The 20,307-nt window shown below is 68.4% G+C and carries 21 protein-coding genes and 1 tRNA gene; 8 read left to right on the top strand and 14 right to left on the bottom strand.

Annotated elements, in window-relative coordinates; all coding sequences use genetic code 11:
- The first annotated feature begins 106 nt into the window (after nucleotides 1–106).
- On the top strand, nucleotides 107–1,438 hold the full coding sequence (fliI, locus tag DKG74_RS19245) for a flagellar protein export ATPase FliI (RefSeq protein ID WP_109907860.1): 1,332 nt from the start codon (nucleotides 107–109) through the stop codon (nucleotides 1,436–1,438).
- A gap of 4 nt (nucleotides 1,439–1,442) precedes the next feature.
- Entirely contained in the window at nucleotides 1,443–1,868 is a 426-nt protein-coding gene (locus DKG74_RS19240; RefSeq protein ID WP_109907811.1) for a flagellar FliJ family protein, read from the top strand.
- 15 nt (nucleotides 1,869–1,883) lie between these two features.
- Here DKG74_RS19240 and DKG74_RS19235 read toward each other — a convergent pair whose 3' ends face one another.
- The 12 genes from DKG74_RS19235 to DKG74_RS19180 form a co-directional block, all read right to left on the bottom strand.
- Nucleotides 1,884–3,395: a hypothetical protein gene (locus tag DKG74_RS19235; RefSeq protein ID WP_109907810.1), complete on the bottom strand. Its 1,512-nt coding sequence runs from the start codon at nucleotides 3,393–3,395 to the stop codon at nucleotides 1,884–1,886.
- Entirely contained in the window at nucleotides 3,392–4,207 is an 816-nt protein-coding gene (locus DKG74_RS19230) for a MinD/ParA family protein (RefSeq protein ID WP_109907809.1), read from the bottom strand. Before DKG74_RS19230 ends, DKG74_RS19235 begins: the two co-directional genes overlap by 4 nt.
- Nucleotides 4,204–5,301 (bottom strand): flagellar biosynthesis protein FlhF, encoded by a 1,098-nt coding sequence (locus tag DKG74_RS19225; protein WP_109907808.1) that lies wholly within the window; start codon nucleotides 5,299–5,301, stop codon nucleotides 4,204–4,206. The genes DKG74_RS19230 and DKG74_RS19225 overlap by 4 nt, the downstream gene beginning before the upstream one ends.
- Nucleotides 5,302–5,315: 14 nt before the next feature.
- Entirely contained in the window at nucleotides 5,316–7,424 is a 2,109-nt protein-coding gene (gene flhA, locus DKG74_RS19220) for a flagellar biosynthesis protein FlhA (protein WP_109907807.1), read from the bottom strand.
- 14 nt (nucleotides 7,425–7,438) lie between these two features.
- Nucleotides 7,439–8,818 carry a sigma-54-dependent transcriptional regulator FlbD gene (gene flbD, locus DKG74_RS19215; RefSeq protein WP_109907806.1) on the bottom strand — a complete coding sequence of 460 codons (1,380 nt, stop codon included), beginning with the start codon at nucleotides 8,816–8,818 and terminating at the stop codon, nucleotides 7,439–7,441.
- A gap of 14 nt (nucleotides 8,819–8,832) precedes the next feature.
- The gene (gene fliN / locus DKG74_RS19210) at nucleotides 8,833–9,144 is read right to left on the bottom strand and encodes a flagellar motor switch protein FliN (RefSeq protein WP_243404182.1); all 312 of its coding nucleotides are present in this window, start codon (nucleotides 9,142–9,144) and stop codon (nucleotides 8,833–8,835) included.
- A gap of 33 nt (nucleotides 9,145–9,177) precedes the next feature.
- Nucleotides 9,178–9,813, bottom strand: coding sequence for a FliH/SctL family protein (locus DKG74_RS19205; RefSeq protein ID WP_109907804.1), 636 nt, complete (start codon nucleotides 9,811–9,813; stop codon nucleotides 9,178–9,180).
- Between the two features lie 14 nt (nucleotides 9,814–9,827).
- Entirely contained in the window at nucleotides 9,828–10,847 is a 1,020-nt protein-coding gene (fliG, locus tag DKG74_RS19200) for a flagellar motor switch protein FliG (protein WP_109907803.1), read from the bottom strand.
- 1 nt (nucleotide 10,848) lies between these two features.
- Nucleotides 10,849–12,513 (bottom strand): flagellar basal-body MS-ring/collar protein FliF, encoded by a 1,665-nt coding sequence (fliF, locus tag DKG74_RS19195; protein ID WP_109907802.1) that lies wholly within the window; start codon nucleotides 12,511–12,513, stop codon nucleotides 10,849–10,851.
- A gap of 156 nt (nucleotides 12,514–12,669) precedes the next feature.
- Nucleotides 12,670–12,954, bottom strand: coding sequence for a CtrA inhibitor SciP (gene sciP / locus DKG74_RS19190; protein ID WP_481111767.1), 285 nt, complete (start codon nucleotides 12,952–12,954; stop codon nucleotides 12,670–12,672).
- 86 nt (nucleotides 12,955–13,040) lie between these two features.
- A complete protein-coding gene (locus tag DKG74_RS19185; RefSeq protein WP_109907800.1) occupies nucleotides 13,041–13,718 on the bottom strand; it encodes a flagellar hook assembly protein FlgD in 678 nt (225 codons plus the stop codon).
- A 30-nt stretch (nucleotides 13,719–13,748) separates the two neighbouring features.
- Complete coding sequence (locus DKG74_RS19180) at nucleotides 13,749–14,921, bottom strand: flagellar hook-length control protein FliK (protein ID WP_109907799.1); 1,173 nt, start codon at nucleotides 14,919–14,921, stop codon at nucleotides 13,749–13,751.
- Between the two features lie 198 nt (nucleotides 14,922–15,119).
- Between DKG74_RS19180 and mnmA the strand changes: the two genes are divergently transcribed.
- The 3 genes from mnmA to DKG74_RS19165 all read left to right on the top strand — a co-directional run bounded on the left by mnmA (nucleotide 15,120) and on the right by DKG74_RS19165 (nucleotide 17,041).
- The gene (mnmA, locus tag DKG74_RS19175; RefSeq protein ID WP_423841704.1) at nucleotides 15,120–16,247 is read left to right on the top strand and encodes a tRNA 2-thiouridine(34) synthase MnmA; all 1,128 of its coding nucleotides are present in this window, start codon (nucleotides 15,120–15,122) and stop codon (nucleotides 16,245–16,247) included.
- Nucleotides 16,248–16,307: 60 nt separating this feature from the next.
- Nucleotides 16,308–16,384, top strand: a tRNA-Met gene (locus tag DKG74_RS19170).
- Nucleotides 16,385–16,708: 324 nt separating this feature from the next.
- The gene (locus DKG74_RS19165) at nucleotides 16,709–17,041 is read left to right on the top strand and encodes a hypothetical protein (protein WP_133251631.1); all 333 of its coding nucleotides are present in this window, start codon (nucleotides 16,709–16,711) and stop codon (nucleotides 17,039–17,041) included.
- Here DKG74_RS19165 and DKG74_RS19160 read toward each other — a convergent pair.
- On the bottom strand, nucleotides 17,038–17,883 hold the full coding sequence (locus DKG74_RS19160; protein ID WP_165837766.1) for an XRE family transcriptional regulator: 846 nt from the start codon (nucleotides 17,881–17,883) through the stop codon (nucleotides 17,038–17,040). The two genes, DKG74_RS19165 and DKG74_RS19160, sit on opposite strands and share 4 nt — an antisense overlap.
- Here DKG74_RS19160 and DKG74_RS19155 point away from each other — a divergent pair.
- Nucleotides 17,882–18,214, top strand: coding sequence for a helix-turn-helix domain-containing protein (locus DKG74_RS19155; protein ID WP_109907796.1), 333 nt, complete (start codon nucleotides 17,882–17,884; stop codon nucleotides 18,212–18,214). The two genes, DKG74_RS19160 and DKG74_RS19155, sit on opposite strands and share 2 nt — an antisense overlap.
- A 74-nt stretch (nucleotides 18,215–18,288) precedes the next feature.
- On the opposite strand, the gene DKG74_RS19150 is transcribed toward DKG74_RS19155, so the two are convergent.
- Nucleotides 18,289–18,774, bottom strand: a complete 486-nt coding sequence (locus tag DKG74_RS19150) for a hypothetical protein (RefSeq protein WP_133251629.1) — start codon at nucleotides 18,772–18,774, stop codon at nucleotides 18,289–18,291.
- A 121-nt stretch (nucleotides 18,775–18,895) separates the two neighbouring features.
- Between DKG74_RS19150 and DKG74_RS19145 the strand changes: the two genes are divergently transcribed.
- The gene (locus DKG74_RS19145; RefSeq protein ID WP_109907794.1) at nucleotides 18,896–19,360 is read left to right on the top strand and encodes a DNA transposition protein; all 465 of its coding nucleotides are present in this window, start codon (nucleotides 18,896–18,898) and stop codon (nucleotides 19,358–19,360) included.
- Nucleotides 19,357–20,307, top strand: a 951-nt coding sequence (locus tag DKG74_RS19140) for a hypothetical protein (RefSeq protein WP_207779424.1), incomplete at its 3' end; no start/stop codon positions are given. The genes DKG74_RS19145 and DKG74_RS19140, both read left to right, overlap by 4 nt.

Genomic DNA, 20,307 nt, shown 5'->3' with positions numbered 1-20,307 from the left:
CTTAACAATTGGTAGCTGCACTGCGGCATGAGCCGCGTCCGGCTTTACCCTCGGTTAAGGGTCGCGGGCGCATGATGTGGCGGTTTTCCCCATGATGCCGGAGGCCATGCCCGTGCAAGCCCTGATCGCCGAAATCAACGGCATCCCCCCGCTGACCCGCTTCGCGCGGGTCGTCGCGGTGCAGGGGCTGGTGGTCGAGGTCGCCGGGGTCAAGGGCATGGTCGGCGTCGGCTCGCGCATGAGGCTGGTCGGGCGCGACGGCAGCGAGGTTCTGGCCGAAGTCGTCGGCTTTTCCGAGACCCGCGCCCTCGCCATGCCCTTCGGTCCTATCGACAATGTCGGCATGGGCTCGCGCGTCATCGTCGAGGATGGCGTCGCCGCGGTCTATCCCTGCGATCAATGGCTGGGCCGGGTGGTCGATAGCCTGGGCCGGCCGGTCGACGGCGAAGGTGACCTGCCGCGCGGGGCGCAGGCCTATCCCTTGCGCCGCGCCCCGCCGCCCGCCCATCAGCGCAAGCGCGTCGGCGCCAAGATCGACCTTGGCGTTCGCGCCATGAACACGTTTCTGACCTGCTGCCGCGGCCAGCGCATGGGTATTTTCGCCGGCTCGGGCGTCGGCAAGTCGTCGCTTCTGTCCATGCTGGCGCGCTATTCCAGCGCCGATGTCATCGTCATCGGCCTTGTCGGCGAACGCGGGCGCGAGGCGCGGGAATTCATCGAGGACGATCTGGGGCCGGAAGGTCTCGCCCGTTCGGTCGTCGTCGTCGCCACCTCGGACGAAAGCGCGCTCATGCGCCGTCAGGCCGCGCATATGACCCTGACCGTCGCCGAATATTTCCGCGATCAGGGCAAGGATGTGCTGTGCCTGATGGATTCGGTCACGCGCTTCGCCATGGCCCAGCGCGAGATCGGCCTGTCGGGCGGGGAGCCGCCGACCAGCAAGGGCTATACGCCGACGGTTTTCGCCGAATTGCCGAAACTGCTCGAGCGGGCGGGTCCGGGCACCGGCCAGGGCTCGATCACCGGCCTGTTCACGGTCCTCGTCGAGGGCGACGATCACAACGAGCCGATCGCCGACGCGGTGCGCGGTATCCTCGACGGCCATATCGTGCTGGAGCGGGCGATTGCGGAACGCGGCAGGTTTCCCGCCATCAACATTCTGCGCTCGGTCTCGCGCACCATGCCGGGCTGCAATTCGGCCGGGGAAAACCGCCTCGTCAAGACCGCCCGGCGTTACATGGCGGCCTATGACGACATGTCCGAGATGATCCGCCTCGGCGCCTATCGCCGGGGCTCCAACCCGGAGGTCGACACGTCGATCGAGCTTCAGCCCGAACTGGAGGCCTTCCTCGGCCAGGGCAAGACGGAGAACTCGACGCTCGACGAGGGTTACGGTCGACTGGCGCAGATCCTGGCGCCCGTGATGAACGAGGAATAGGGCCATGGCCAGCAAGCGGGGGCTTCCCACGCTGATCCGCCTGCACCAGCGGGTACTCGACGAGAAACGGCGGATGCTGGCCGAGCTCGAACAGCTGCGTGCCGAATTCGATCACAAGATCCTGATGCTCGACGCCGAGATCGAGCGCGAGCGGCTGACGACGACCGGCTCGGCCGAGGCCCTGCGCCAGTTTACCGCCTATCTCGCCGGCGCGCGCCAGCGCCGCGCGACCATGCAGCAGACCATCGACGAACTGGCGCCCAAGATCGAGGCGGCGGCCAATGCGGTCGCCAGCGCCTTCCAGGACGTCAAGCGTTACGAAATCGCCGTCGAGATGAAGCAGCGCCAGCGCAAGGCGGCGGAAGCGCAGGCCGAACAGGCCGATCTCGACGAAGTCGCCATCGTCCAGCACCGGCGCCGCCGGCCCTGAACCCGGGATCGCCGTTCAGGCGGTGATCGAGATGCCGCCGCGCCGCGCCGGGCCGGCGGGGCTGCCGAGGTGCGGCGTGCCCAGGGGGCCTTCCTGCACCTGAAAGCCGATCGTGCCGGCCAGGCCCGACGCCGCGAGCACGGCGCCATAGCGCGCGGTCAAGCCTTCCCGCAGGTCCGCCGGCATCGGCCGCCGGCTGCGCAGCACGGTATCGACCCGGCCGCCCTGGGCGAAGCCGTCGATCTGCAGGGGGCCGAGTTCGCTCGGGCTCAGCTCGACGATGAAGCGGGTGGCGCCGCCCCTTGTCTTGCGGTCCGTCTGCTGCGTGTCTTCCTCGACCGTTTCCGGCGGCGGGGCATGGCGCTGGACGAAGACCACCAGGGGAATGATGTCCCTGCCGTCGAAGAAGGGCAGGGGCACGCTGCGCCAGCCATTCGCCGCCGGCTCCGCCGCCGCCCGCGCCAGTTCGCCGAATTCCGCCCCGGCGCGCAGCAGGGGGCCGGGGCCGTCCCGGCTCTCGATCCGGCCGACCTCTTCCTCGCCGACGAGACGCTTGAGATCGCGAAAACGCAGCGCGGCCGACAGCAGCAGGGTCGCCAGCGTCTGGTCGCCGCCCTGCATCAGTCCGGGCAGCAGCCGGCCGAGGGCGGCGGCCGTGCCGTCCTCCCCGCCCATCAGCGGGGCGATACCGGCGATGGCCGTGCGGCCGGCGGCGAACTGGCGGATCGCGGCGGGGGCCGAGGCGAGACTGGGCAAAGGCGTCGCCTGCGGGCGTTCCTCCGCCCCCGGGGCCAGGGGCCGGCGGCCAGCGATTTCCAGCATCAGCCGGGCCCCGGTGCCAAGACCGGGCGGCGCATCGTCGATGGTGACCGTGCTGCCGTCGGCCGCGCTGAGGGTCAGGCTGACCGAGCCGTCCGGCATTTGCCGCCGGCCGGTCACCGTCGCCGCCAGGACCAGCGCCGCCGGATTGCTGGCGACACCGAGGCGCAGCGCCAGCATGGCCTGGCGGCTGCCGTCGGCCGCGGTCTGCAGCGCCTGATAGAGCGGACGGCTGGTGCCGTCTTCCGGCGCGGGAGCTGGCCCGCCGAGGAACCGCAGCTCGACCTTCTGATCCGGCTGGCCCCGGGCGGGTGCGCGCAGGATCGCCGACAGAAGTTCGGCGGACTCGCCGACCTCCAGGGTCACCGGGGTGCCGGGTGGCGGCAGGCGCAGCGGGGTTTCGGGGGTAAAGAGGCCGGCGCTGGTCACCAGCGTGGGGCGGCCCTGTTCGTCCGGGCCGCCGACGATGGCCTGCAGCAGGCTGCCCCGGGCGAGGCGCAGCAATTCGGCGGCGATGCGCAAGGCCGGGGCGGCGGTTTCGCCCGGCGCGGCATTCTGCCCGGTGGCGGCGCCGTCGCCCGGCGTCTGGCGGCCGGCGGTCTCGCCCCCGCCGCGCGCGCGGGCTTCGGCGGCCGCGCGTTCATCGCCGGTGCCGATGCCGAGGCCGACGGCGTAGGGGGCGGCCGGGCCTGTGATCGGCCCGGTCATGTCGGCGGTTTCAGCAATTCGGCCGCCAGCGCCTCGACATCGCCCGCCGCCTCGGCATGGGGGTGGCGGGTGAGGAAGGGCGTCTGGTAACGGATCGCGTCCTTCACCTTGTTGTCGCGGCGGATGATGCCGGCCAGCGGCGGGGTGAATTTCAGGAAACTCTCGCAGGCCCGCTTCAGCGTCGCATAGGTGCGTTCGCCCTCGGCGCGGGAGGTCGCCATGTTGATGACGACGCGAAGGTCGGGCCGGGGCATCAGCTTGCCGGCGACCTTGATGAAGGCATAGGCATCGGTGAGCGAGGTCGGCTCGTCGGTCGCGACGACGAGGACGGTGCCTCCGGTCGAGGCCAGGATGAGCTGGGTCGTGTCGATGCCGGCGCCGATGTCGATGATCACATTGTCGTAGCGCGGGCTGAGGTCGATCACGCCCTGGCGCAGCGCGGCGACCTCCTGCCGGGTCAGGGACGACAGCGCGCCCGAGCCCGACTTGCCGGCGACGACGTCGAAGCCGGTCGCCGGCACCGGCGTGACCGCGGCGCCGAGGTCGGCCCCGGTGGCGATCACGCCGCCCAGATCGTGTTCCGGCATCAGGCCCAGCTGGATGTCGATATTGGCAAGGCCAAGGTCACCGTCGAACAGCAGCACCCGGCGCCCTGCCCGGGCGAGGGCGTGGGACAGGGTGATGGACAGCCAGGTCTTGCCGACGCCGCCCTTGCCCGAGGCGACGGCGACGATGCGCCGGTTGTCGGCGCGCCGGGCGGGGCTGCCGGGGGCGAAGGTCGGGTTCTGGGCCACGGGGGCTTCGGTGCTCATTGGGCGGCCTCGTCGTGAAGCTGGTCGGCTTCGATGTGGTCGTAATCGTGCATGACAAGTCGGGCGAGTTCGGTCGCGTCGATCGGGCGCAGGCCCTGACCGACGAAGGGGCTGGCGCCGATCTCGGCGATGGCGAGGCCACCGGCATCGGCCGCGGCGATCAGGCTGCCGAAGCGGCGCGTGGCGTCGAGCCGTGTCACGATCATGCGCCGGACGCCGAGACGGGCGAAGGCCCGGGCGGTATCCATGGCGTCATGGGCATCGGTGCCGGCGGCCAGCACCAGCACGGGCTCGACGTCGGCGGCGGCGATCAGACGGGTGATCTGGGTCATCTCGCCTTCGTCGAAGGGATTGGCGCCCGCGGTGTCGATGACGGCGCGGCGCGCCCGGCTGCCGCCATGTTCGGTCTTGGCGAGTTCCGCCGGATTGGCGGCGAGGCCGAGCGGCTGGTTCAGCGCCCGCAGATAGGCTTCGAGCTGCGCCGTCGCCCCTGCTTTCAGGGTGTCGGTCGAGACGACGCGGAGCGGCGTGCCGTTGGCGGCGGCGCGGGCGGCGATCTTGGCCGTGACCACTGTCTTGCCCGCGCCCGGCGGCCCGACCAGCATGATCGAGCGTTGCGGCTGATCGGACAGCGGGGCGAAGCGCAGCAGGGTCGACAGGGCATGGGCGAGGGCATCGGACGGCGAGCCGCCCTCGAACGCCCCGGCGAGGCGGACCAGGCGCTCCACCTGCCGGCGCGGCGTGCGGTGATATTCGAGCGCGCGGGTGATCTGGCGGGCGAAGGCGTTGCGGTGCCGGGTTTCCTCGGGCGCGTCGGCGGGGGTGTTGATCTGGGCGAGGCGGCCGGCCAGCAGGGCCTCGACCGGATCGTCCTCGGCCCGGTGCAGCGAGAACGGGTCGGGGCGACGGTCGATGGCGGCACGCGGGTCGGGCACGGGCGGCGGCGGCGTCGCGGCCTCGACCGCGGCGACGACCTCGACCATGCCGCGCGCGGCGCGCCGGGTCGAGACGATGATGGCATCGGGGCCGAGGGCCTTGCGGATCTCGGCCATGGCGTCGGCCATGTTGGCGGCGTGGAAGGTGCGAAGGCGCATGTCCTAGCCCCTCCCTAGATCTGGCCGAGGGTGCGCACGCGCGCCCGCGGGTGGATTTCGTTCTGCGACATGACGACGGTCTGCGGCCGGAACCGCTCGACGATCGAGCGGACATAGGGCCGGATGCCGGGGCTGGTCAACAACACCGGCAATTCGCCGTCGGCGCCCAGCCGGTCGAGCGAGGATTTCACCGACTGGATGAACTGCTGCAGGCGGCTGGGGGCGAGGGTCAGCTGCTTTTCCTCGCCCGGGCCGACCAGCGCCTCGGCGAAGGCCTGTTCCCAGTCCGCCGACAGGGGCAGCAGCGGGATGTAACCGCCCGGGCCCGTGTTGGCGAAGGAAATCTGGCGGGCGAGGCGGCTGCGCACATGCTCGGTGATGGTCATGACGTTCTGGCTGTAACCCACGGCTTCACCGACACCCTCGAGAATGGTCGGCAGGTCGCGGACCGAGATGCGCTCGGACAGGAGCTGCTGCAGCACGCGCTGCACGCCCGCGACGGTGAAGCGCCCGGGGATCAGGTCGGAGACCAGTTTCTGCTGCGGCTTGGGCAATTCGTCGAGCAGCTTCTGCGTCTCGGCATAGGACAGAAGCTCGGCCATGTTGTCCTTGATCACCTCGGTCAGATGGGTGGTGATCACGGTCGCGGGGTCGACCACGGTCAGGCCGCGGAACTGCGCTTCCTCGCGCAGGGACGTGTCGATCCAGGCGGCGGTCAGGCCGAAGGTCGGCTCGACCGTCGGCTCGCCCGGCAGGCTGACCGGCTCGCCGCGCGGGTCCATGACCAGCAGCATGTGCGGACGGATGTCGCCGCGCCCGGCCTCCATCTCCTTCAGCCGGAGGACATAGGTGTTCGAGGCCAGCTGGACATTGTCGAGGATGCGGACGGCCGGCATGACGAAGCCCATCTCGGCCGCGATCTGGCGGCGCAGGGCCTTGATCTGGTCGGTGATGCGGGTGCCGGGCGCGTCGTTGATCAGCGGAATGAGGCCATAGCCGAGTTCGAGGCGGACGCTGTCGATGGCGAGGGCGGAGGAGATCGGCTCTTCCGCCGGCACGGCGCGCTTCTGTTCGGCGACGGCGACGGCGGCGCTGGTCTCGGCGTCCTGCGTCTGCTTGCGCTCGATCCGGTAGGCGGCATAGCCGGCGCCGGCGGCGAGGATCAGGAAGGGCAGCGCCGGCATCCCGGGCAGCAGGGCGAGCACGAAGGCGAGCGCGGCCGCCATGCCCATGGCCCGCGCCGAGCCGCCGAGCTGGCCGAACAGCGCCTTGTCGGCGGTGCCGCGCGTGCCGCCCTTGGTCACCATCAGGCCGGCGGCGGTCGAGACGATGAGGGCGGGGAACTGCGAGACGAGACCGTCGCCGACGGTCAGGGTCGAATAGGTGCGCATGGCGTCGCCCGCCGACATGCCTTCCTGCATCGTGCCGATGACGATACCGCCGATCAGGTTGATCGCGGTGATCAGCAGGCCGGCGACGGCATCGCCGCGCACGAATTTGGCGGCGCCGTCCATGGCGCCGAAGAAGGTCGATTCCTGTTCGAGTTCGGTGCGCCGCTTGCGCGCCTCGTTCTCGTCGATGAGGCCGGACGACAGGTCGGCGTCGACCGCCATCTGCTTGCCGGGCATGGCGTCGAGGGTGAAACGCGCCGCGACCTCGGCGATGCGGCCCGAGCCCTTGGTGATGACGACGAAATTCACGATGACGAGGATCGCGAAGACGATCACGCCGATCAGGAAATTACCGCCCATGATGAGCCCGCCGAAGGCGGCGATGACATCGCCCGCGGCATGGGTGCCCTCATGGCCGAATTCGAGGATGAGCCGGGTCGACGCCAGGTTCAGCGCCAGCCGCAGCATGGTGGCGATGAGGAGGACGGTCGGAAAGGCGCTGAAGTCGAGCGGCTTCTCGATGAACAGCGAGGTCATCAGGATGAGCACGCTGAGGGTCACGGACAGCGCCAGCGAGATGTCGAGCAGCCAGCCCGGCATCGGGAAGATCAGCACGGTCAGGATGACGATGACGCCGATCGCCAGCAGGACGTCGCCGCCACGCAGCGCCGTCTGCAGCCGCCCGAGCAGGGCGCCCGCGTCGAAGCCCGAATTGCCCCCGGTGTCCGCCATCGTCCGCGTCCGCCTCAGGCCACGCCGGTGCGGACGTCGCCGGGCAGGGGCACGGATACGCCTTCGTCGGTATATTGCTTCAGCTTGTTGCGTAAGGTGCGGATCGAGATGCCGAGGATATTGGCGGCATGGGTCCGGTTGCCGAGGCAATGGTCGAGCGTGTCGAGGATGAGGTCGCGCTCGACGTCGGCGACAGTGCGGCCGACCAGCGGCTTGCCGCTGCCGGCGGCGGCCCCGGCGGCGACCGCGATCGAGGCGGCGGCGGCGGTCGGCGACGGGCTGTCGACCGGGCGGCTGCCGTCGGGCAGGACGATGGCGGCGGGCTCGATCGTGGTGCCGGGCGACAGCAGCACGGCGCGGTGCAGGGTGTTTTCCAGCTCGCGCACATTGCCCTTCCAGCCATAGCCGAGCAGCAGCTTGCGCGCATCCTCGGTCAGGACCTTGGCGCCCGTCGCGTTCAGCTCGGCATATTTCCGCGCGAAATGCTCGGCCAGCAGCAGGACGTCGGCCGGGCGTTTGCGCAGGGGCGGGATCTTCAGGTTGACGACATTGAGGCGGAACAGAAGGTCTTCGCGGAAGGTGCCCTTCTTCACCTCTTCCGCGAGGTCGCGGTTCGAGGTGGCGATGACGCGGATGTCGACCTTGACCGGCTTCGAGCCGCCGACCCGGTCGATCTCGCGTTCCTGGATCGCGCGCAGCAGCTTGGCCTGCAGCCGGACGTCCATTTCCGAGATTTCGTCGAGCAGCAGGGTGCCGCCGTTCGCTTCCTCGAACTTGCCGACGCGGCGGGCGACGGCGCCGGTGAAGGCGCCCTTCTCGTGACCGAAGAGTTCGCTCTCCAGCAGGTTCTCGGGGATCGCGGCGCAGTTCACCGAGACGAAGGGGGCATTGGCCCGCCGGCTCTTGCGGTGGACGAAGCGGGCCATGACTTCCTTGCCCGTGCCGCTCTCGCCCGTGATCATGATCGAGGCTTCGGACGGCGCGACCTGTTCGGCGAGGCGGACCACCTCGGCCATCGCGGGATCGCGATAGATCAGATTATGGCTTTCCTCGGCGACGGCCTCGAGCACGGCGGCGATCAGATCGGGCTCCGGCGGCAGCGGGACATATTCCTTGGCCCCGGCGCGGATGGCGAGGACCGCCGCCCGCGTGTCGTTGCCGATGCCGCAGGCGACCACCGGGACATGGATATGCTCGGCGGCGAGGGCCTGGATCAGGGTGGCGATGTCGAGCCGGACATCGACCATGAGCAGGTCGGCGCCGCGCCCCGAACGCAGGGCATGGAGCGCGCCTTCGACCGAATCCGCGTGGGCGACCTTCGCCCCGCGCGACATGGCGATCTTGGACGCCGTGCCGAATTCACCCGACAGCGAACCGACGATCATGAGCCGCATGGTTCAATACCCTTTCAGCGCCGGTCGCCCTTGATGATTTCGGTCATGGTGATGCCGAGGCGATCCTCGACCACCACCACTTCGCCACGAGCGACGAGGCGATTGTTCACATAGATGTCGATGGCCTCGCCAACCTTGCGGTCCAGTTCGATCACCGCGCCCTTGCCGATGCGCAGCAACTGGCTGACCTGCAGCTTGGACTTGCCGAGCACGGCGGAAACGGCGACGGGAATGTCGAACACCGCCTCGAGATCCTGGGCCGTGCGGATCTGGCCGTCCTCGTCGGTCGCCAGGGCCTGGCCGTTCTGCAGCTCTTCCAGGGTCATGTCACGGTCTGCGGGCATGGGGGCTTTCTCCGGTCAGGCGGTCTGGCGGCGCTGCGCGGCAATATAGTGGGTGACGGCGGATTCGACGGCGGCGGCGAGGGCCCCGGTATCGCGGGCGATACCGCCATGGGCCCATTCGATGCGGACGTCGCCGGGGGCGAGTTCGTCGCTCGGCAGGGTGATCATCTTGCCGGGGAAGGCATGGGCGGCGGCGATCGCCTCGAAACGCTCGCGGGCCGCGTCGACCATGGCGGCCGCGACATGGACGATCACGCGGGGCTCGTCCTTCAGCTCGGCCATGCAGTCGCCGACCATGGCTTCCATGTCGGCGAGCGGCAGCGCCGCGGTCAGGGCGGGGCACAGGCGGCGTGCGATGGCGAGGGAAAGAGCGGCGGCATCCGCCTTCTGCGCCGCCTCGCCCGCGGCGATGTGGCCGGCGATGGCGTCGAGGGATTCGCCCGCCTGGGCGACGGCATGGGACAGGGCGGCGGCGATTTCCGCCTCGGCCTCGCGCCGGCCGGCGGCGACACCTTCGGCGAAGGCGGCGGCGCGGGCGGCGGACAAGTCGTCGGCCGAGAAGCTGGGCGGCGGGGGCGCCACCGGCTTCGGGCGCGGCGCCGCGATCTGGAAGTCGGTATCGAAGGTGAATTTCACCGGTCCGCCGTTCATGCCGCGCGCTCCCGTCAATAGACCAGCTCGTCGTCGCCCTTGGCGTCGGCGAGAACGATCTGGCCCTGGGCGGCGAGGTCCTTGGCGGATTGCACCATCAGCATCTGCGCCTCGTCCACGTCGCGCAGGCGAACGGGGCCCATCTGCTCCATTTCCTCGCGCAAGAGCTTGGCCGCGCGCTCGGACATGTTGGAGAAGAACATGTCGCGCAGCGTGTCGGACGCGCCCTTGAGGGCGAGGGCGAGGCGGCTCTTCTCGATCGCCCGCATCAGCACCTGGACGCCGTTCGGGTCCAGCTTCTGCAGATCCTCGAAGGTGAACATCAGGGCCTTGATGCGGTCGGCGCTCTCGCGGTTGCGTTCCTCGAGGGCGGTGATGAACTTCGCCTCGGTCGAGCGGTCGAGATTGTTGAAGATCTCGGCGATCAGTTCGTGGGCGTCGCGCCGCGCGGTGCGCGCGAGGTTGGACATGAATTCGGTGCGCAGGGTCTGCTCGACCTTGTCGAGCACTTCCTTCTGCACCGATTCCATCCGCAACATGCGGTTGACGACCTCGAGGGCGAAATCCTCGGGCAGGTTGGCCAGCACGCGGGCGGCGTGCTCCGGCTTGATCTTGGACAGGACGACGGCGACCGTCTGCGGATATTCGTTCTTCAGATAGGCGGCGAGAACCTGTTCGTTCACATTGCCCAGCTTGTCCCACATGGTACGGCCGGCGGGGCCGCGGATTTCTTCCATGATCTGGGAGACGCGGTCGTTGGGCAGCGACTTCGACAACAGGCGCTCGGTCGATTCGAAGGAACCGATCAGGTTGCCCGAGGTCGTCATGTGCGAGGCGAACTCGACGAAGACGCGCTCGACCATATTGGCGTTCACCCGGCCGAGGGTGGCCATGGCCGCCGAGATTTCCTTGATCTCCTCGTCGTCCATCAGGCGCCACAGCGGCGCGCCATGCTCCTCGCCGAGGGCGAGCATCAGGACCGCGGCCTTCTCGGGGCCGGACAGATTGCGGTTTTCGTCTTTCGCCGCGGCCATCTTACGACTCCCGGTACATCCAGTTGCGCATGATCGCCAGGGCCTCTTCAGGGTGGCGCTCGACGATCTCGCCGACCTTCTTCAGGCTCGATGCCTTCACCCGGCCCTCGATATTGGCGATGTCGACCATCTGCTCGAATTCGGACGGCAGATCGGGGCTGGCCAGCATGGGGCGGCCGTCGGGGCCGGGCAGGGCGGCGGCACCCGGGCCCGCCAGCTGCGCCGCGCCGCCCGCCATGGCGCCGGCCATGGCCCCCGCCAGGGCGTGGCCGGTGCCGCCGGCCGGCACCAGCAGGCGGGTGACCAGCGGCCGGATGACGAAGAGCGTGAGCAGCAGGGCGACAAGGCCAAGCACGCCAATCTCGCCGATCTTGAAATAATCGGCCTTGGAGAGGCCGAGGAAGCCGGCGTCGGCCGCCGCGCCCGTCTCGGGCAGCGACTGGTCGGCGAAGGGCAGGTTGACGACGCGCACCTGGTCGCCGCGCTTCGCGTCGAAGCCGATGGCCGATTTCACCAGGGTCTCGAGCTGGTCGAGGTCCTGCTGGCTGCGCGGTTGATAGGTCCGCGTGCCGTCGGCGGCGGTCTGATAGGTGCCGTCGACGAGGATGGCGACGGACAGGCGCTTCACCCGGCCGCCCTCCTGCACCACGGTCTGGTCGGTGCGGGAGATTTCGTAGTTGATCGTTTCTTCCGAACGGTCGGAGGTGTTCTGGGCGCCGCCGTTCTGGCCCTGGCCGCCGGGCAGGTTGCTCTGCACCGTGACCGCCTGGGAGCCGCTTTCCTGGTTGCGCGAGCGGTCGTTGACGGTCTGGGTGGAGCGCACGACCTGACCGTCCGGGTTGAAGGTCTGGGTCTGGGTCGTCACCCGGTCGAAGTCGAGTTCGGCCGAAACCTCGGCGCGCACCTTGTCGAAGCCGACGGACGAGCCGACCAGCTGTTCGAGGGCGCGGCGCACCTGGGCTTCGTAGTCGCGGGTCTTGCCGGCGACGGCTTCCGACGGGCCGCCGTCGGCCACGGCGCCGTCGCCCGAGGCGAGCAGATTGCCGCGATCGTCGACGATGGAGACGCGGTCGGCCTTCAGGCCGGGCACGGCGGCGGCGGTCAGCTGGCGGATGGCGCGGACCTGCGCGGGATCGAGACTGCCACCCTTCAGCTTCAGCACGATGGAGGCGGAGGGCGCCTCGGTCTCGCGGGCGAAGAGCTGGCGCTGGGGCAGCACGAGATGGACGCGGGCGCTGGCGATGCGGTCGATGGCCGAGATGGAGCGGGCGATCTCGCCTTCGAGGGCGCGCAGGTGATTGATGTTCTGGACGAAGCTCGTCGTGCCGATGGCCTCGGTGCGGTCGAAGATTTCATAGCCCATGGAGCCGCCGGCGGGCACGCCGCTTTCGGCCATGGTCATGCGCAGGCGGGCGACCTGATCCTCGGGCACCAGGATTCGCGTGCCATCGGCGGACAGCTGGTAGGGAACCTTCAGCTCGTCCAGCTTCTGGACGATGCGCGACGAGTCGCCGAGATCGAGGTCGCTGTAGAGCAGGGCATAGGTCGGCGCCATCATGCGGTTGGCGGCGAAGACGAGGAAGGCGGCCACGACGGCGGTCACCGCGCCCAGCATCAGCAGGCGCCGCAGCCCCAGACCCTTCAATCGCATCAGCAGTTCGTTCATGTCGCCCCCGGCTCCGCGCCATCGACCTAGGCAATAATTTCCCCCTTTCTGTTGAACAGGAGGTTAACGCTGCCGCCATAAGACGCGCTGGCCCCAAAACGCCGAAGCCCGGCGCAGGGCCGGGCTTCGATGCAAGGGGGGGGGAAGGGCGACGCCTCAGCTGTCGCGATAGAGCTGGATGCGCGTCGCGCGAAGGCCGGGCAGGCCGTGGGCGTCGATCGCCCGCTGCCAGGACAGGAATTCCTCGACCGAGAGGGAATAGCGCCGGCAGGCGTCCTCGAGCGTGATCAGTCCGCCACGCACGGCGCTGACCACCAGCGCCTTGCGCCGGATCACCCAGCGTTTGGTGTTCGCGGGCGGCAGATCCTCGAGCCGAAGGCCCCGGCCTTCCGGCCCGAGAAGGGCTTCGGTGATGTCGTCCATATGATGATGCTCGCTCAACTCGTCTCCTGCGGGGCCGGAAGGGCCGGCCCATCGGCAGGAGGATGTTAGGCGAGGCGGGGTTAACACCGACCTAAGGGCGATTCTCAATCAGCGGAGGCGACATTGGTCACCTCGTCGATGGCGACATTGCCGTTCCGGGTCACCAGTTCGATGGCGCTGCCGCTGGAATCGACGCCGGTCACCAGCGACATCGTGCTGATGTCCGTGGTCACCGTCTTGCCGGCGCTGTCGAGCGCGGCGATCTTCAGCGTGTATTTGCCGGCATCGACCGTATCGCCATTGGCGTCCTTGCCGTCCCAGGTATAGGTCGTGGTGCCGGCGGCGGTGGTACCGGTCAGGCTGCGCACGGTCTGGCCCTTGGCGTCGACGATGCTTAGCGTGGTCGAGGCCGAGGCGGTGTCCTTGCCATATTGCCAGGTGACCGGGGTGGTGCCATCGAAACTGGCGGTCGCCGTCGGCACCGCGACTTCCTTGCCGATATAGCCGACGGCGCTCGCCGTCGCCTGGCCCTGCAGGGCGGACAGCACGTTGGACAGGGTCGAATTGGCGTTGATCGACTGTTCGACCTGGGCGAACTGGACCAGCTGGCTGGTGAATTCGTTCGAGTCCATGGGATTGAGCGGGTCCTGGTTCTGCAGCTGGGTGGTCAGCAGGGTCAGGAAGGTGCTGAAATTCTTGGCGAGGCCGGCGGTCGCGGTCGACGTCGTCGAGGAACTGGCGGCGGTGCTGCTGGCGGCGTTGGCGGAGGCGACGGAGGTCATGGCATTGCCTTCCTTCTTCTTCTCTCGGGTTCAGACCTGGATATCGACGGCGAGGGCATTGCCGCCCCGGCGCTGGCGCGGGCTGGTGGCGGCGGCCGCGCTTTCGGCGGCCAGCGCGCTCTGGCCCCGGCCGCGCCGGTTGCCACCACCACCCTCGCCCGAGCCGTTGCTGCCCGTATTGCCACCCTGCCCGGCGGTGCCGTCGCGCAGGGCGAAGCTGACGGTCGCGTTCTGCGTCGCCGTGCTCTGGCCGGCCAGATTGCGCACCAGTTCCGCCTTGTCCTGCTGCAACAGGTGCAGGGTTTCGGGCCGGTCGGCATAGACGCGGGCGGTCATCTGGCCGTCCTCGGCGAATTCGAGATGGACATCGACCCGGCCGAGATCGTCGGGTGTCAGCGAAATCTCGAAGACATGGCTGCCCTCGTCGACGCGCCGCGCGATGGCGACCGACAGCGCCTCGGGGTCGAGCGGCACGGGCACGGCCCGGGGCGCGGCGACCGGTGCCGGCGCCGCGGCGGCCGCGCTCGGGGCCGGGGGCGGTGCGGCGGCCACGGCCGCCGTGGTCGGATCGGCGGCAGCGGGCTTGGCGGCGCTTTCGGTCGCGGGGGAATTGGCTTTGGCGGTGGCGGAAGGTGTGGCGTCGCCCGCTTTTTCCGCCTGACCGGGGGCGACCGGTGCGGCCAGCCGGGCGGCCGAGCCTCGTCCCGCGAGCTTTCCGGCGCCGGACGGAGTCTCCGCTTCGGCCGGAGGCGCGGCGGCCGGGGGCGGCGCCTGGTCCTTGCGGGCGGTCGGCGCGGTCAGATCCAGCAACATGCCGGTCAGCAGCGCGCTCGGATCGGTCAGGGCGGCATCGCCCGCGACCTTGTCCGTGACCTCTTCCTCGGCGCCTTCGCCGATGGTCCGCTCGCCCCGGTCGCCCTTGGTCGCGCCATCGCCTTCACCGGCGGTCGCCATCGCGGTGCCCGCTTCGCCCGCGGCGGTCGTGTCCTCCGCGGCCGGGGATGCCTTGGCTTCGGTGGATTTAGCGCCGTCGCCCGGTTTGTCCGGCGTCGCCCGGTGGGCCTGTTTTCCGCCGGTGGCGGCGGCGCTTTCGGTCTGCTGGTCCAGCAGGGCCGCGAAGCCGCCGTCTCCGGCAGTGGACGGCGGCGCGGGATTGCGCACGGGGGCGGCAACGGGAACAGGGGACAGGCTGGCGGTATCCATGACGGCTTCCGGCGAAAAGACGCCTTCCGCCTTGCAGGGAGCGGGCCAGCCGGCGGAAAGCCCGGAAACCGCGCCTCTTCGGGGGATGGCGGCATCGGCGGGCCGTGCAACCCGGCAATTCCTTCCCGCCGCTTGTCCGTTTCTGCCGGGCCGACTATGGTCGCCGCCATGATCGAAAACCTCGACCTCGAGCGGCTGTTGCGCCCCGCGCCCGACGACGACCTGCCCCCTGGCGCGCGCGTTGTCGTCGCCATGTCCGGCGGTGTCGACAGTTCGGTGACCGCCGCCCTGATGAAGGCGCGGGGCTACGATGTCGTCGGCATCACGCTGCAGCTCTACGATCAGGGCGCGGCGGCCGGGCGCAAGGGCGCCTGCTGCGCCGGGCTCGACATCCGCGACGCCCGCCGGGTGGCCGAGGCGATCGGCATTCCCCATTTCGTGCTCGATTACGAACAGGCCTTCCGCGCCAATGTGATCGAGCCCTTCGTCGACGCCTATCTCGCGGGCGAGACGCCGGTGCCCTGCGTCCGCTGCAACCAGACGGTCAAGTTTCGCGATCTGCTGGGCGCCGCCCGCGACCTCGGCGCCGAGGCGATGGCGACCGGCCATTACGTCCGCCGGGTGAAGGGGCCGCAGGGCGCAGAATTGCACCGCGGCCGCGATCCCAACCGGGACCAGAGTTATTTCCTCTTCGCGACCACCAAGGCGGAACTCGATTTCCTGCGCTTTCCCCTTGGCGACATGGAAAAGCCGATGGTGCGGGCGCTTGCCGCGCATTTCGGTCTGTCGGTCGCGGAAAAGCCGGACAGTCAGGACATCTGCTTCGTGCCGTCCGGCAAATATGCCGCGGTGGTCGAGAAGCTGCGCCCCGGCGCGGCGGACCCGGGCGACATCGTCGACATGGAGGGCCGGGTGCTCGGCCGCCATCAGGGCGTGATTTCCTATACCGTCGGCCAGCGCAAGGGCCTCGGCATCGGCGGCGGCGCCATGCCGGACAATAGCCCGCTTTATGTCGTGCGGCTGGAACCCGAAACCCGGCGCGTCGTCGTCGGCCCGCGCGAGGCGCTGGCCCGGCGCGAGATCGGGGTCAGCGAACTGAACTGGATCGGCCCGGGCGAGGCCGCGCGAGACGTGCCGGCGCTTGCCCGCATCCGTTCGGCCCGGGCGCCGGTGCCGGCGGCACTGTGTCTCGGCGCGGGTGAGGCAACGGTCGTCCTCGACGAGCCCGAATATGGCGTCGCTCCGGGACAGGCTTGCGTGCTTTACGATGCGACGGCGCCAGACCGGGTCTTGGGTGGCGGGTGGATCCGGCGTGCACAGGCTTGACAGGCCGGCGCCGGTCGCCTATACGAGCGGCCTCCCGGCGTAAAGCCGGTGCCTTGATGGGGCGGAGTAGCTCAGCTGGTTAGAGCGGTGGAATCATAATCCATGTGTCGGGGGTTCAAATCCCTCCTCCGCTACCAGCAATTCCCCGGACTTCGGATGGGGGATGCTGGCAGGTGTTAAAGATAAGGGCTGGCGCCGGTGGTGCCGGCCCTTTCTCTTTTCAGCGGCGCCGACAGCTGGCGCGTCAGCCAAGCTCAAGGTTCCCCGGCCGGCTCAGTGTTAGGCGACACTTTGGATGAGCACACCGGGGATCCGGGATTTGCCGGGATATTCGGGGACAAGGTGGGACGCCGCCCGTAATTCTCCCTTATAAATCAATGTCATCCAGAAAAAATTTGTCCGCCGACGGCATGTGCTCAAGCAAAACATCGCGACGTTTTGAAAAGTGCTGACGTCCAGCCGTGACGCCGCTACCTTTGCTGAAAATGGAGGTGGCAATGAACGGTGGAATGCTTGCGATAATGGTATTGGCTCAGGTCATTGGCCTCGGCGTTCTCGCCCAGAAAAAATTTCGCCGCGTCGGGGTCATATGGTCCTTGATCGCCGCCGCCCTCGACCTTGGCCTGTTGGCGCTGATCAGCGCGGCTAAAGGGCCTCAGCTGTCCGGCGCTGGTGGCATCAGCGACCAAGCCCGAGATTTGACGGCGCTCTTGCTGACAGTCGGCCCATCCACATTGGTCGTTCTAGGCGTTCTTGCCACATTACCAAACAACAAAGCAGATAAGCCGCTCTAGCGCGCCTTATGGCCCCACCACACAACCTGCCCAATAACTTGAATTTCAGTGGATGTGTTGTGGTCTATCTCCTCTGGGTCATAATCTTTGTTGTCAGAAATAAGTTTGATGATGCCAGAAACGGATAATTGTATCCGTTTCACCAGAAGAGTTCCCGCAACCGACAGCGCGTAAATCTTGCCGTTCGTAAGCAGTCGGTCGGTAATGTCAATCAGCATCTCGTCGCCGCTACTGATCGTTGGCTCCATGCTGTCGCCCTCGGCTTGGGCCATAATTAGGTTCTTTGGTGGCCGCCCGGTAACGCGACGCACCCAATCTTCCGGCAGCTTAACGTCTTGGCTCCATTCATTTTCTGGAGGCAAGAGACCCTTTCCGGCCGAAAACCGTGCGTCATATAGCGGTATGCCGACAATAGTCGCGTCGCTGGCTTGCGGCCGCCCGGTAACTGGCGCCAGCGGAGCTGAGACCCCAGTTATTAGCCAGGCAATGTCACAGCCAATGTCAGCCAATCGCTGCAACTGAGCCGCTTTGGGGCCCGAGGCGCCGCTTTCGTGGTTTTGGTAAGTGCGCAGAGGCACTTCAAGCCGATCGGCCATTTCCTGCCTTGTCAGCCCGAGTTGATCGCGCCACGCCTTGAGGCGCGCGCCAATTTCTTCCTCAGCGCTCATGCGGCAGAAAGCCGGAAGTATTCCTTCCAGCTTTCCATGAGCTTCCGGCATCCGGAATTTACTAACAAAATCAATGTAATGAGCCAATTTCTGCGCGGGTGAGCGGTCGGCGAAAGCCGGAAGGGCAAAAAATTGCTTGTCAGGCAATTTTTTGCCCGGCAATCTCCTTGGCATGACAAACAAGCGTCCAAGGCTAGACATCCCCAAAAAGCCCACCGAAAGGCGGGCGTGGATCCAGTATCGCCTGCGGCTCGTCGGCTCGAACTTCCGTGCCCTGGGCCGGAAGCTGGGCGTCAGCCAGCAAGCGGTGTCTTACGCGGCGGCGGGATACCCCTCACTGGCCATTGAGCAGGCGATCGCCGAAGCGATCGGCGTGCCTCACCAGGAGCTGTTTCCCGAACATTTCGACGAGGCCGGGGGGCGCATTCCCCTTGCCCGTACAAGGCAACGCAAGCCTACCCGCGCCGCGTCGCAGCGCAATGTCGAAAGTTCGGAGGCCGCCTGACATGCGAAGCAATCAGGGGGTGTGGGAGACCGCCTATGCAGAAGCCAAGCGGCGCCAGCATGTGAGCTGGGGCATCATTGGATTGTCTGAGCCAACGCCCGCAGTTGTGGCCCGTGCCGATCAAATGCTCCAGGTGGCCAAGGCAGGGGCATCTCAATCAGGAGCCATGTCATCGCGATCCGCCAGTGGGCCGTCCGAGAAAGATCGGAAGGCACCACGATGACGGTTTCGGATATCCCGATCAGCTCTTCGGCCGAGAGCGCCAACGCCAGTTGGACCAGTCGCTCGAAGATGACGCGCCGAGCCGGAGGCGATGCCGCATCCAATAGGGTTATGTCGCCCTTGATGGCGGCTTCAGCGATCGCCTGGTCGGCCGCGCGCTCAGCCCTGCTCCGATACGGCAACTGGTTCGCGCTCGTCCATGAATATGCCCGTTCGAGGACGGGCCAAACGGTAGTGAGCAAGTCATATCCGGCGATGCGAACGGGCGGCGCCCATTGGGCCATTGGTCGCCCCACAAGATCCTCAATCAATCTGGAGGTGATCTCTTTCGCATCCACGGGCTTCTCCATCGATTCGGGTTCGCAACCGTCGATGGTAGGGGCCGGCCGGGCCGGCGTCACCTGCTTCCCCGCGCCCCCGCAGGTGGTGCTGGCCCGTGTCGCGCGGAGGGCCGCCTGAATGGCGGCGCGGCGCCATAAAGACCCTCGGCAGGGCGATCTGCTGGGCTGGGAGCCGCCGGCCCTGGTCGAGCGCTATGACGAGCGGCGGGTGCGGGCAGGATCGTTGCGCGGTCAGATCGCGCGGGCCGTGGCCGAGACGCTGACAGACAGTGAGCTGGGCCGGGATGAGATCGCCCGGCGGATGTCGGACTACCTGGGCGAGGATGTGTCTCGATCGATGCTGGACGCCTACGCGAGCCAGGCCAAGGAAGATCATACGATCAGCTACGTTCGGCTGGTCGCCCTGGTCGAGGTGACGGGCGACCCCCGGCCGCTGCAGCTGGCCGCCGAACTGACGGGACGGGCCGTGATCGAGGGGCGGTATGTCCACGCGATCCGGGCCGAAATGATCAGAGAGAAGCGCGAAGAGCTTGACCGCGAAGAGCGCACCGCCCGCCGCCTGTGGAAGGGGGCACGGCGATGAAGGCCAAGCTCGTGACGATCGCCGAGATCGCGGCGGCGCTGCAAGTCACTGATCGCGCAGCGCGCGATCGAGCCGTCAATGCTGGGTGGCTATACACCGAGAAATCGGTCCGAGGCGGGCGGCAGCGGCTTTACTCCATTTCCGACCTGCCCCGCGACGTCCGCACAGCTCTGTCCCGCCACCAGATCGCGGCCGTGCAGGCCGAACTCACCGCCAAGGGCGTGCTCAAGGACAAGGCGCCGGCGCCGGCGCCGGCGCCGGCGGCCCTGGTCGCGGCCGAGAAGATTTCGGCGACGCCGAAGGCCGAGCAGCGCCGGGACGGGCGGCTGGAGCTGTACCACGCTTACGTCGATTATCGGCTGGCCGCCGGGGCCTCCGACCGGCAGGCGATGCCGTCCTTCGCCACGCTGTGGGTCCACGCGGCCTCGGCGATCAAGGCCGGGCAGCCGCTGCCTGCCGCTCTGCCCGAGGCGATCTCGAAGCAGCCTCGATGGGTGTTCGAGGCCCAGCCGAGACTGTCGGTCGCGACGCTTCGGCGGATCGCCGAGGCGGTCAAGAAGGGCGAGATCGGGGCGCTCGCCGGCCGATATGGCGGCCGGGCGGACACCGGGATCATCGACCGTGCCTATGACGGCCGGGCGGTCGAAATCGTGCTCGCGCTGCTGAGCAAGAGCGATCACCTGTCCGCCTATGAGGTCCGCCGCCAGTTGCGCGGCAACCTCGGCGAGGATGCCGTGATGCCTGATGGCCAGGTGGTGCCCTGGCCCAGCGTCAGGCGCTTCCAGGCGTGGATCGCCGAGGCGAAGGTGAAGTTCGCCGACGTGCTGATGGCCCTGAAAAACCCGGACGGCTGGCGGAGCAGATACGAATTCGCTTTCGGGGAGCAGCCTGTCGGGGAAGGCCTCAACGACCGCTGGCAGATCGACGCCTCCCCGGCCGATGCCCTG

The sequence above is a fragment of the Zavarzinia aquatilis genome (assembly GCF_003173035.1).
Lineage (GTDB): Bacteria > Pseudomonadota > Alphaproteobacteria > Zavarziniales > Zavarziniaceae > Zavarzinia > Zavarzinia aquatilis.
This window is presented reverse-complemented; position numbering and strand designations above follow the sequence as displayed.

Excerpts from the sequence above, each read along its gene's own strand:
- fliI (WP_109907860.1), top strand. The coding sequence starts at position 107 with ATGCCCGTGCAAGCCCTGATCGCCGAAATCAACGGCATCCCCCCGCTG.
- DKG74_RS19240 (WP_109907811.1), top strand. The coding sequence starts at position 1,443 with ATGGCCAGCAAGCGGGGGCTTCCCACGCTGATCCGCCTGCACCAGCGG.
- DKG74_RS19235 (WP_109907810.1), bottom strand. The coding sequence starts at position 3,395 with ATGACCGGGCCGATCACAGGCCCGGCCGCCCCCTACGCCGTCGGCCTC.
- DKG74_RS19230 (WP_109907809.1), bottom strand. The coding sequence starts at position 4,207 with ATGAGCACCGAAGCCCCCGTGGCCCAGAACCCGACCTTCGCCCCCGGC.
- DKG74_RS19225 (WP_109907808.1), bottom strand. The coding sequence starts at position 5,301 with ATGCGCCTTCGCACCTTCCACGCCGCCAACATGGCCGACGCCATGGCC.
- flhA (WP_109907807.1), bottom strand. The coding sequence starts at position 7,424 with ATGGCGGACACCGGGGGCAATTCGGGCTTCGACGCGGGCGCCCTGCTC.
- flbD (WP_109907806.1), bottom strand. The coding sequence starts at position 8,818 with ATGCGGCTCATGATCGTCGGTTCGCTGTCGGGTGAATTCGGCACGGCG.
- fliN (WP_243404182.1), bottom strand. The coding sequence starts at position 9,144 with ATGACCCTGGAAGAGCTGCAGAACGGCCAGGCCCTGGCGACCGACGAG.
- DKG74_RS19205 (WP_109907804.1), bottom strand. The coding sequence starts at position 9,813 with ATGAACGGCGGACCGGTGAAATTCACCTTCGATACCGACTTCCAGATC.
- fliG (WP_109907803.1), bottom strand. The coding sequence starts at position 10,847 with ATGGCCGCGGCGAAAGACGAAAACCGCAATCTGTCCGGCCCCGAGAAG.
- fliF (WP_109907802.1), bottom strand. The coding sequence starts at position 12,513 with ATGAACGAACTGCTGATGCGATTGAAGGGTCTGGGGCTGCGGCGCCTG.
- DKG74_RS19185 (WP_109907800.1), bottom strand. The coding sequence starts at position 13,718 with ATGACCTCCGTCGCCTCCGCCAACGCCGCCAGCAGCACCGCCGCCAGT.
- DKG74_RS19180 (WP_109907799.1), bottom strand. The coding sequence starts at position 14,921 with ATGGATACCGCCAGCCTGTCCCCTGTTCCCGTTGCCGCCCCCGTGCGC.
- DKG74_RS19155 (WP_109907796.1), top strand. The coding sequence starts at position 17,882 with ATGACAAACAAGCGTCCAAGGCTAGACATCCCCAAAAAGCCCACCGAA.
- DKG74_RS19160 (WP_165837766.1), bottom strand. The coding sequence starts at position 17,883 with ATGCCAAGGAGATTGCCGGGCAAAAAATTGCCTGACAAGCAATTTTTT.
- DKG74_RS19145 (WP_109907794.1), top strand. The coding sequence starts at position 18,896 with ATGGCGGCGCGGCGCCATAAAGACCCTCGGCAGGGCGATCTGCTGGGC.